The following is an 11313-nucleotide window of genomic DNA, read 5'->3' as shown; positions in this document are numbered from 1 at the left end:
CCTGTTCCGTTTGGGTTTAGACCATCTCCGGCCATCGTCCCGGATGACGGAAACCTACTCTATCAGAACAGGCCAGCAGGCTCGGGCGGAACTGCCGTTTGGGTTTACATGAAAGGGACAGGGAAAGACGGACCGGATCGTTCCCCGCATGTCACAGCGCGCCGGGCTGAAACAGAGTTGGGGGCATCGTGAGAGTAGGACTGCGGGAGCAGGACAGATTGAGTTTGGCCGAAAGCGAAAGGTCTATCGAGAGCTACCCGGCAAACTAGCCGATCCACAGTGGGTCAATCCTAAGGTGGCAGTCATCGTGAAAGTCGAGCCTCATTGACCACCACGCTTTTCGTAGAGGCTAACGACAACAGAGCGTTTCCCCCTACCGCAATGGTATTCGCAACGATGCTACTCTCGCCATTCATACTGAGCTTCGTATGGCCAGACAGTGAGAGATGCGAAGCCCTGAGATAGATCGAGCCAGTAGATTTCACGTCAAGCTGCTCGCCTGTCGCAGTGTCAAGCGACCCAGAAAGAGACACAGTGTTGTTGCTAGTTGCACCGGCTACTGTAATACCGGAGAGCGGGCCACTTTTCGTTGCGGTCAGAGCTAGTTTTGCTTGCCCGGTCCACACGGCTGTGCTCGTGCCCAAAAGGAGCATCGACACTTCATTGCCGGTCACGCGGGCCTTACCTCGAATGGCGAGACTTATGTCTTTAAACACGTAGATGCCAGGGCTAAGGTTTACTAACCCCTCAATCGTTATTGCTCCACAATAGACACCAGGATTTAGGTTCCATGTTATAGAAGCAGGGACATTGATTGCTCCGTAGTCGCATGCAGTGCCGAGATTAGTGAGATCGACCGATGCGAACGGATCGGAGAGCGCCTTGCATCCTGACTTTGGAGTAGGCGATACGCTCGCCGTTGCGCTGTAGGTTCCCACAGCGCAGATTTCTTTCGCCCTCGTGCTGCTACCCCCGGAAAAACTCATGCTGGGGGCGGCTGATGAATTTGACCAAACGTTGCAGTCCGAAGCAGTAACAGAAGAGTTTCCATCTAACTTTATCGCGTTGCCGGTCGGCGCAGTCGCAAGAATGCACGCGATCTGGCTGCCAGCAGCTACAGCCTTTGACACAACTGCGACTTCACTCTGCGAGTTCCCGAAGATTCCTCCAAAAAATAGCGTCCGCGCAGTTCTAAGATTTACTTGGACGATATTCTGTGCCTCGTCAACCGTGATGGTGCTCGCAGCACTCGGAGCGTTTGCTGACGCGTAGGCGCTAGCTGCTTGCATCGCCTTCTGAATGCGCGTGCTATCATTTGGTGACGATCTGGCAATCGCTTCGGCACCGGCAAGTGCGGCACTATCCGCTGCGGCCTGCATAACTGTGCGAGTGCTCTTCAGACTTCCGTATTCCACCGCCGCAGCCACGGACAGTGCCAAGACCGGTAAAGCCACCGCGAAACCGACAATGACCGACCCAGCAGTTGACTGTCGAAACGAACTGATCACCTTGAATCTGGTGGCCTCTACCATGACCGTCTCCGTACGCTGCAGCCATCGCGCACCAATACGGCAGGGTCACCGTCAATATGAAGTAAACTCCGAAAATGAAATGTAGAGATCACCTCGTTTTGATGTAAAACTCTAAACGAGAATGTAAATAGATCGTTAGAGGGGACCATTAGGTTTAATCTGCCATCGGCCATTGTATCAAAAGCTATTATCAAATGCGCAAGTCTGCGTACATACGAGTACTTGCGCTCAACTTCAGGATGGGTCATATCCAGCGGCACATAGCTCCTGCTACCAACAAGACATCGTCTGGCCCTGCGGGTCCGGAGAGGACAGTCGGGGCCGTAGCGAATGCGTGGCGCAGTACGCCATCTGGAGACGGACACGCGGCCTTATTCAAGCTGGCCGTTGGTCTCCACGGGCCGGGCTTAACTAGCCAAAGATCAAGCCAAGCTTTACGAGGAATCTGCCTGTGCTCGTTCTCGTGCGGAGCGTCGGGCGGAGATACCCGGCATCCTGAAGTCTATGATGAGGCGTGGCCGGATCGGCTGACGAACATGCGGTGATTGGAACTCCGACCACCGCTATGCCGCTACAGCGTCCACCCACGCTCCCTTCAAGAGCAGGTATGCCGACGCTCTCGATATGCCAACGTGTGCCGCGATCTCCCCGACCTTCGATCCGGCAGCGGCGAGGTCACGAACCTCATTGGCCTTACGACTGCGGTAGGAGCCCAACCCTCGTAGCGTCCTTCCGCCTTGGCCTTGGTGATTCCGTGCCGCTGCCGCTCCAACATGATCTCCCGTTCGAACTGGGCGACAGAGCCGAGGAGGTTCAACAACAGCTTGCCGGTCGGCGTCGTGGTGTCGATGTTGAGATCGAGAATGCGCAGCCCGACCTTCCGCTGATCCAAGTGCTGCACGATCGTCATCAAGTGCGGCACGGACCGGGCCAGTCGGTCCAGTTTGGTGACCACGAACTGATCGCCCTCTCGAACGAACTCCAGCGCGGCCGCCATTTGGGGACGTGACGCATCGACGGAGGAAACCTGTTCGATAAAGAGCTTCGCGCATCCGTGCCTCTGAAGCTGCTCCATCTGGGCCTCCAGGCCCGCCGTCTGGTCAGCCGTCGATGTCCGCCCATAGCCGATGATCATCCGCCGACCATCTCCCTGACATCTGAGGCTCGATGATACCGCCGCCTCACTGACGAGAAACCGATTTCTGTGGAACGTGGGAAACAAGGGCGGCGCAGTCTCATCGGAGCAGGGCCTCATTGCCAGCGGCCGAGCTACTCCCACATAACATCGAGTAGATTACATCAATACGCGAAAGGTCGTGTCGAGCACCAATCATAATAAAAGCGGAACGTTATGTCCCGGTCTCGCGCGCCGGGACCAACATTACTTCAGACGCAGCAGCCCGTAATACAAAACTTTGTATAACACTCATTTGGAGATATACTGCATGCCAATTTCAATTTCTGATTAGTTTCATTCCTTCGTGTCCAAATATACTTCATATAAACCCATATGACAGGTGCAGAAAGTATCGCACGCTGCGTCATTTGGATACTACCTCAAAAAGTGGAGTTTACAGTATGCCTTTCGACTACATCGATTTTGTAAAAGCGGCTAAGCGCGAGGAGATTCTCGCTGTAACCGGGTTCGGTGCCGGAGAAGTCGTGGGCTTTGCAAGGTGGCGCGGAATCGAGGATGTCGGTCTGCTTTGGGGGACCAGGAAAGAACTTTGGGCCCAGCCAAGTTATGAGTTCGGCTACTTCTTTGACCGTAGCCACAACGACTGGCTCGGACACGAGCCGTATTGGAGCCTCCGTCGTGACGGTATCAGCCGCTTGTCTCAGCAGACATTCTCACTACCGCATCCCCGATGTGTATACCTGTTCAACTGTGCTGAGGATGAATTTGATTACGAGCGCACTTACTGCGTAGTGTTGGATCAGAATAGCGAGTCCATCGAGGGGCGAATCTTTGTTCGTCAGAACGCATCACTCAATAATCTTGCATCTAATTGGATTATGGATGCGGCTACTTTCCATCTAAAGGGGTCAGAATTGCACCTTCATATCCATTTGGCTAGAAGTAGGGTCAGCCGGAGCGTAGCTGAAATGCTTGAGGCGCGAACCGAACTCGTGGCAGAGGACGTAATTGTAGCGACTACATTGCTGTTTCAGCCTCGAGATGTTGTGCAGAGGTCTCAGACCCATCTCAAGAAAACCCGCGAATATAATTCTTTGCATGGACGTGCTTCTGAACTACCGAAACCCACGAAGATCGAAATCGGTCGCTCTTGGTTGGCGGGTATCAGAACAGGAGCAGCCACCGGCAGTAAGAAAGCGGGCCATGAACGCCGGGCCCATACCCGTGTTCTCTGGCGCGGCATGCCTTGGCAGAAGAAACTCGATATTCCCGCAACTAAGGTGAATGGCGGTAGCGCGACCCAGTCCTACTTGGTGCGTTTCACGTAGCATGCAATCAGCCACCTTGGCATGAGCGCCACTGGGTGCGCCTCAGCAGCGCACCCCGTGTCAAATGGCCTCTAAAGCCGCTCCACAACTCGTCTCAGAATGTAGACACACGAGAAATCGACCGAATGATCGGAAGGAATCTGATGACTCTTGGCGACCGCTTTAAGCACAAACGGAAGAGCATCGGGCTGACGCAGTCAGAATTAGCCTCGCGATGCGGCGTTAGCGCAAAGGCGGTGTGGGAGGTGGAGCGCGGACGCGGGCGGCTCGCGACTGCGCTCGCCATCATGGACGAACTCGACTTCCGCCTGACACGCTTGCCGACGGCTCGCTCGGTGAGCGAAGCCCTCAGGAAAATGCGAGAGCGTCGCGGAATGTCACTGGAGGCGGTAGCTGCAAAAACAAAGCTGTCGCCAGCGACTGTTAGCAACCTCGAACGAGGGAGGGGAAACTTCGCCAGCCTGATCAAAGTGCTTGCCTACCTCAGCCCGTCCACACGGGAACGGAAGCCGGAAATCTCGTCTTGGCAGGGCGGCAGCCGTGACTGTCGGTTCACGCCGCCTTCGATTTTCCAGCCGCTTGATGAAGCCGTTGGCGGCTTCGATTTGGACCCGTGCGCCCATGCGGACAGCCGCGTTCGGACGCCCCAACGATATACGATCGAAGACAATGGCCTCGCCCAGCCTTGGTGCGGAGCGGTCTTTGCGAACCCACCATTCTCTGACGCGCCACGTTGGATCGAAAAGGCGTTCGGCGAGTGGGTCGCAGGCCGATGTCACACCATAGTGGCCCTGCTGCCGGTCCGCACCCACACAAAGGCGTTTCAGCGTTACGTCCTGGGCGAGGCGGACGTGCTGTTTCTTGACGGACGGGTTTCGTTCGAGGGTGCGGGTGGCGAGGTGCGTGGTCAAGCACCATTTGGATGCCTTGTGGCTTGCTGGTCTACAGACCCGACAGTTCGAGATCGCGTGATGCATGCACTGCCGGGGCGGATCGTTCGCGCCAATAGCATTGCGAGTTCGGCTGCGGCATGACGCTGCGACTGTAGCGACCGCCGAACCCAGTTCCTTGCGAACTCAATGCCGCTGAGGCGTCAGGTCCATTGCCTCGACCACCCGGTCATAGGGTAGCTTGGCCTCATCGTTCAGCCGCTTAACATCGTCCTGGCTCTCGGCTTCGAACAGACACATGCACCGGCCGTCCTCTGGCGCGAAGGTAGAGCGGATGTAGCGCATCGGCGTTCCGTCTGCCCGGAATTCATCGGATTTCCTGATAGCTGCCTGCTGGGCTGCCGCGAGGTCATCCATTCCGATGCCCTTCAGATTGCGTTCGACCATGAAGACCGTCATCTTCACCTCCCGCGAAAGCGCCCCCTTTGCAGACGCATAATAGCACAGCACCAGAGGCACGCGTGGTCAGAAGCCGTTGCTAGGCAGGTCAACAATCAGCCGAACCAGAGCTTGAAGGCGACCGCGAGATGTGGGTCATCGAGATGAAAGCAGTAGCCGCCGTGGCTGCCGTCCGGCTGGGTGAGGCGCTCCGTTCTAAAGTCTGTGCCGCAATGCGCGCGCAACCAAATACCCCGCGTATGAGATTCCTTCGCCAAACTCCAGTCGAGGTGCTCGTGGGTGAGCCAGGGCTGCTGAATGCGGAACGCGAACTCACGCTCTGGCGGAAAGCCGACTAGTCGCCCTCGCAGTCGCATTCAAATGGCGCGGTCGGGGAGAAGCTGTGAACTTATCATCCCCGCCTCGCCTGACCAAAGCCATAGCCGATTGTAATCTCCGGAGCCGCAGGTGAGCGCGAGTGAATGAGATTGCGCTAAACTGCATTCCATGGAACTTGTGCGGTTGATGTCCATTACCGCCTGTGACCAGGGTTAGAAGGGGAAACTATGTCGAACCTGCGTGTTCTGATCCTGGAGGACGAGTTTTTCGTCGCCCTCGATCTCGAACAGATTGTCCAAACTCATATGCCAGCAGCAAAGGTTGTCCTTTGCACGTCGGTATCAGAAGCCCAGGTTGCCCTTCAGGAGCCGATTGAGCTTGCGCTTCTCGATATCGATGTGCTCGACGGCAAGTCCTTCCCCGTAGCCCAGGCGCTCGCCGAGCGTGGAACCCCCTTCGCTTTTGTCTCTTCACACCGACCCGATGATGTTCCCGCCCATCTGGTCCAAGCGCCATTCGTTCCGAAACCTTTTGCAGCACCGCTCATACAGCAGACGCTACAGACGATCATGCCGTTAGCTGTCTCGCGATGAGCCTTCCTCCCCCCCTTCGAGAGGCTCCCCTTCTGCCCTTAGAGAGCCCCGTGGAACAGATCAGCATTGCCGAACCCACTCAGCCGCTCACGCAAAGCACACAAGGCGGCGGGACAGAACTGGCAGGCATTGAAGACCGACTTCGGCGTGCGCAGGAGTTAGGCGGCGCGATCCCTTACGAATGGGACTTCCGTTCGAACGCGATCGTCGCCACACCAGCTTTGGGTCGCCTTTACGGGCTCAGCGAAGAGCAGGAGATAACCTACGAAGCATTGGTGGCTCGTATTCACCCGGACGATCGGGGAAGCAGCCAAGCTGTTCATCAACAAGCCATCCAGAGCGGTGGCCCATATGAGCAGGAATACCGGGTCGTTCACGAAAGTGGGCAACTCAGAACGCTCTTGGTTCGGGGCGACGTAATCCGCGACGAGCACAGTAGGCCGATAGGATTGGCGGGGGTCGCGATAGACATCACATCACGTAAAGCGGTGGAGATCGCCCTTCGCGAACGCGAAGCGCACCTTGCTGACCGCGAGCGGTTCATTCGCAATGTGCTGGCCAGTTCGGACGACTGCATCAAGGTACTAGACCTGGACGCGAACCTTCAATTCATGAGCGAAGGTGGGATGCGGGTCATGGAGGTAGACGACTTCGGCAGAATCGAGGGCTGCTCCTGGCCATCATTTTGGATCGGTAGAGGTGAAGAGAAAGCTTTGTCTGCGGTAGCGGCAGCTAAAGCGGGTGGAGTCGGACGCTTTGAGGGCTTCTGTCCGACCCTGGCCGGAACTCCGCGCTGGTGGGACGTGGCTGTCACGCCGATTCGCGACGAGGACGGCAGGGTCGAGCGGCTGCTATCGATCTCGCGGGACATTACCGCGCGTAAACAGGCCGAAGAAACGCTCAGGCTAGCGCAAGAGCGGATCGAATTAGCTGTTGCGGCTGGCAAAGTCGGGACATGGGTGTGGGACATCTCCGCAGGGACCATTACAGCGGACGAGCGGCTCGCGTTGATGTTTGGTGTTGACCCGGCCGACGCTGCACGAGGCGCACCGGTTTCGATGTTCACAGCGTCTGTGCACCCGGAAGACCGAGAGCGCGTCGAAACTATCATGCGTGAGGTGGTTCAGCGTGGCGGCTTCTACGAGGTAGAACACAGACTGATGAGGGCTGATGGAACTGTCCGCTGGATAGTTGCGCGAGGTGAATGCCAGTTCGACGAAACGGGCCAGCCGATACGCTTTCCAGGAGCCACGGTGGACATTACCGATCTGAAGCAAGCCCAGGAAGCGCACGAGTTGGTGACAAAGGAGCTTGCACACAGGATCAAAAACATATTTGCCGTAGTGAATGGAATATTGGCGATGTCAGCCAGGAGCGAACCTACGGCAAAGCCGTTTGCCGACCGACTGCGAGAGCGGCTCACGGCGCTGGCCCAAGCTCACGAATATGTTCGGCCTCACTCTCCACGCAGCCGCAACCCGGCACACGCTAATCAGACCATGATGGGCCTACTGCGCCTGCTGCTTGCGCCGTATCTCCAGGAGGGACAGGAGCGGTTTGAAATGAAGGGTGCGGACGTGCTGATCGGCCCGACTAGCGCGACGGCGCTGGCCCTTATCTTCCATGAGCAGGCGACCAACTCGGTAAAGTATGGCTCCCTCTCGACCCCCACGGGACGTGTTGCGGTGTCCTGTGAGAACACTGGCACGCACTACTGCCTAAAATGGCAGGAGGTCGGCGGACCGGCCATCGACGGCCTGCCAGAGCGGCGCGGCTTCGGAACTGAACTGGCGATCAGAAGTGCTGCCAGCCAGCTTGGAGGGGCTCTTTCACACGAGTGGGCCGCAACCGGTTTGATCGTGCACCTGACATGCCCAACGGAGAGGCTGCGCCAGTAAGGACAACTGCCTGCTGGCGTTGGGATTGGTACCTCTGTCCGTTATCGTCGGTGGGATGAGTGTGACAGCCGTGTCACCCAGTTCCATCGACGAGCCGAGGTATCCTCCCGGCTCTTAGGGACCATGTTCCACTTGCGTGCACCTTCAAGTGTAACCGGACTTCAATCAGTCGAACCGGAGCTTGAAGGCGACCGCGAGATGCGGGTCATCGAGATGAAAGCAGTAGCCGTCGTGGCTGCCGTCCGGTTGGGTGAGGCGCTCTGTCCTAAAATCCGTGCTGCAATGCGTTCGAAGCCAAAGACCCCGCGAATGCAGTTCCTCCGCCAATCTCCAGTCGAGGTGCTCGTAGGTGAGCCAGGGCTGATGGATTTGGAATGCGAACTCTCGTTCAGGCGGAAATCCGACTGGTCGGCCGCGCGATCGCATGCGATCGGCAAAATCGGCGAGAAGCTGTGAACTCATCTTCCCCACCTAGCCTGATCAAAGCCAAGCTCGATCGCAGTTTTCAACGCCACTGCCGCTAGGTCTGGGTGATCAGCTTGCAAACGGGCGTGAAGAACCAGATAGTCTTCCGTGGTGAAGCCTGCCGCGCGATTCTCGCACGTGTAGTTCGGGGCGCGTCCAATATAACGTGAGAGGGCTCGGTCGGAGCCGATGATTTGGCGAGCACGCATTTCGCCGACAAGGTCAGAAAGTCGCATTAGGATGCTCCGTCATGGGTCGGAATATTTAGCGAAGCGGCTGTATCCGGGTGCGGGACTGTGCTTAGACCAATTACCGCCGTCTTAGGTTCGCTTGTCAAATGTTTGCGTTGTGTCTTCGCTGCGAACAACCCGCAGGTCGCATTGCCTTTCAGACTGCAACCTGTAAGCCTCGTCGTCGAAGCCCGTCTGCCATACTGTCGGCAACGTTGGCTGGTCAGGACGAAACGCTTCAGACAGTCCCCAAGCCTCCTAGCAGCGATCGCGTTCTCCGACGCCTGGGTGTGACACGTGCTCAGGCACGAGTTGCCGTGATGGTTGGAAGCGGCAATATTCCGGCAGAGATAGCTACAATGCTAGGGGTCTCCATCAATACCGTCCGAACCACTTTGAAAGCTGCTTACCTCAAGCTTGGGGTAAATCGACAAACAGAACTCGTGCGGTTGTTTTCGTCGCCACGCCCGCTTCTTCGAAGTATCGTGATCTCCAGCCGCGTTAAGCTCCAGCCTATGCTCCAGTGCTCAGTAGTAGCCCTTATTGGGAGAAAATCTTTACCTTTCCGCAGTCCCGATCACAGAGCAATTTTCGAAAAGACATCGGGCAGAACGGGTAAGATTAGTTCAATCTTCCAAAAGCGCCCCGCATCTTTGGCCGGATGGTAAAAATCAACAACACGAGCCCTTGTGGACGAAAGTATATAGGCGCATCCTCAATCGCGTAATCGGCACAGCCGATAGGGAGGCCGACATGATTACGCGTAGCTTTCTCTTAGTAGCTTTCATAACTGGCGCAGCTTCTGGCACAGCCTATTCAGACGAGTTGCTACCGCTTCACGGCAAGTCGATTGACCTCGGCTCTGTGATGGGCAGCGCATACTATACGCCCGAAGCGAACGGCTACCAAATTGTCACAACGCTTTCGTCAGAGGACTCCACACTTCCGGTCCGCTTTACCTCCACGCTGACCAGCGGGCAAAACCTAACGGTCACAGTTCCCGGTGCATTGGGGGAACCGGAGCGGACTATTAAATTCGAGCGTATTGGCGAGCAGTTATTTGTAACAGAGGACGGCCGAAAAACGGCTGCTTTCGCAGAGTGAATATAAGTGAAGCGGGGCGGCATGTCATTATCCGCCCCGCACCCTCCAGGCTGGCATAATTCCGTCGGCGCAGTCTTGACCCTCTTCTCTCGATATATAAAGAACGCTGGAGAGAGGTATGGCACACATCGCTTGTTTGATGTCGGCAGCCTTGATTCATCTGCTGCTAATCTTCTCGTCTCAGGCGATAGCCTCACGCGCTCTGCCTCTTTTTAACAATCTATGTCGAACATGCCATTCTCTTAAACCACGAGACCATCGTCTAGGGCCCAGTTTAGCTCAAATTTACGGGCGCGTATCCGGCTCGGCTCCAGGCTATAGCTACACTGAAGCTATGCGAACAGCCGGTATCACATGGAACGAAACTACGCTCGATATCTTCCTGGCAGAACCGGACAATCTCATACATGGGCATGGAATGAATCCGTATGGCGGGATCAAGTCCGAAACAGATCGTTCAGCTATTATCCAATTGTTGAAAGCGCATTCACGCAATTAATCACGATCTTACGCTCTCCGCGTTATTGTCTATATGGCCACCCAGATTGGCCAGCGTTTTCGCTGATACGTCGAAACCAGGAGTATCGATGATGTATGCGATCCGATCTACTGTATACGCCGCCACTTTGGTTTGCGCTATCAGTGCGGCGAAAGCCGACAGTGTGAGAACGGCGATTGACACCGGTAATGCCGAGTTCGTTGCCGCTTATAACCGAGGTGATGCGGCCGGAATAGCTGCGCGATACACCGAAGACGCGCAGTTGCTGCCCCCCGGAGAGAGTGCCATCTCGGGCAGGACCGCTGTCGAGGCTTACTGGAAGACTCTGATAGATGCGGGCCTGAAAAACCTTTCTCTGAAAGCCCTTGAGGTCGGCTCGGACGGTGACATGGCCTACGAGGTCGGCGAGTATGCCATCACGGTGCCAAAACAAGGTGGTGAAGAAAGCACCGATAGCGGCAAGTATCTGATTGTCTACAAAATGGTTGGAGAGAAATGGCTTCTCCACCGCGACATGTGGAACGGCAATCCCACTGCCTCTAGGTGAACCTAAATGAAGATTGAGAAGTGATTCACATGCTGCGAATAGTGCAAAGGTGCCCGGCGCGTCGCCGCATCTCAATCAGTTGAGGTGTTCGGAGTTGCCCGATAGCTAAACGGGTGACTCGCAGGAAGCAGATCAACGCAAGCCGCGCCCGGCATCGTGAGTTGCTTGGCGACGATCGAGCGCATTTCCCCCTGTCCCTTTCATGTAAACCCAAACGGCAGTTCCGCCCGAGCCTGCTGGCCTGTTCTGATAGAGTAGGTTTCCGTCATCCGGGACGATGGCCGGAGATGGTCTAAACCCAAACGGAACAGG

Annotated in this window: 10 protein-coding genes; 7 read left to right on the top strand and 3 right to left on the bottom strand. The window is 56.3% G+C overall.

Annotated features, from left to right (window positions below; genetic code table 11):
• Window positions 1-302: 302 nt before the first annotated feature.
• Entirely contained in the window at window positions 303-1532 is a 1230-nt protein-coding gene (locus HND91_RS22230) for a TadE/TadG family type IV pilus assembly protein (RefSeq protein ID WP_181708803.1), read from the bottom strand.
• 595 nt (window positions 1533-2127) lie between these two features.
• The gene (locus HND91_RS22225) at window positions 2128-2667 is read right to left on the bottom strand and encodes a recombinase family protein (protein ID WP_343057468.1); all 540 of its coding nucleotides are present in this window, start codon (window positions 2665-2667) and stop codon (window positions 2128-2130) included.
• Between the two features lie 443 nt (window positions 2668-3110).
• Between HND91_RS22225 and HND91_RS22220 the strand changes: the two genes are divergently transcribed.
• Both HND91_RS22220 and HND91_RS22215 read left to right on the top strand, forming a co-directional pair.
• Entirely contained in the window at window positions 3111-3998 is an 888-nt protein-coding gene (locus HND91_RS22220; RefSeq protein ID WP_181708802.1) for a hypothetical protein, read from the top strand.
• A gap of 125 nt (window positions 3999-4123) precedes the next feature.
• Entirely contained in the window at window positions 4124-5032 is a 909-nt protein-coding gene (locus HND91_RS22215; RefSeq protein ID WP_181708801.1) for a DNA N-6-adenine-methyltransferase, read from the top strand.
• A 42-nt stretch (window positions 5033-5074) separates the two neighbouring features.
• Here HND91_RS22215 and HND91_RS22210 read toward each other — a convergent pair whose 3' ends face one another.
• Window positions 5075-5347 carry a DUF4242 domain-containing protein gene (locus HND91_RS22210; protein WP_181708800.1) on the bottom strand — a complete coding sequence of 91 codons (273 nt, stop codon included), beginning with the start codon at window positions 5345-5347 and terminating at the stop codon, window positions 5075-5077.
• A gap of 545 nt (window positions 5348-5892) precedes the next feature.
• Here HND91_RS22210 and HND91_RS22205 point away from each other — a divergent pair.
• The 5 genes from HND91_RS22205 to HND91_RS22180 all read left to right on the top strand — a co-directional run bounded on the left by HND91_RS22205 (window position 5893) and on the right by HND91_RS22180 (window position 11001).
• The gene (locus tag HND91_RS22205; RefSeq protein WP_181708799.1) at window positions 5893-6258 is read left to right on the top strand and encodes a response regulator; all 366 of its coding nucleotides are present in this window, start codon (window positions 5893-5895) and stop codon (window positions 6256-6258) included.
• Window positions 6259-6308: 50 nt separating this feature from the next.
• Window positions 6309-8156, top strand: coding sequence for a PAS domain-containing protein (locus HND91_RS22200; RefSeq protein WP_181708798.1), 1848 nt, complete (start codon window positions 6309-6311; stop codon window positions 8154-8156).
• A 198-nt stretch (window positions 8157-8354) separates the two neighbouring features.
• Entirely contained in the window at window positions 8355-8612 is a 258-nt protein-coding gene (locus HND91_RS22195; protein ID WP_181708797.1) for a hypothetical protein, read from the top strand.
• A 992-nt stretch (window positions 8613-9604) separates the two neighbouring features.
• Window positions 9605-9955 (top strand): hypothetical protein, encoded by a 351-nt coding sequence (locus tag HND91_RS22185; RefSeq protein ID WP_181708795.1) that lies wholly within the window; start codon window positions 9605-9607, stop codon window positions 9953-9955.
• 587 nt (window positions 9956-10542) lie between these two features.
• Window positions 10543-11001: a YybH family protein gene (locus HND91_RS22180; protein WP_181708794.1), complete on the top strand. Its 459-nt coding sequence runs from the start codon at window positions 10543-10545 to the stop codon at window positions 10999-11001.
• Window positions 11002-11313 lie beyond the last annotated feature (312 nt).

This window comes from Chthonobacter rhizosphaerae, from assembly GCF_013839525.1.
Classification (GTDB): domain Bacteria; phylum Pseudomonadota; class Alphaproteobacteria; order Rhizobiales; family Pleomorphomonadaceae; genus Chthonobacter; species Chthonobacter rhizosphaerae.
Note: the sequence above shows the minus strand (reverse complement) of the source record. Positions and strands in the feature narration are given on the sequence as shown.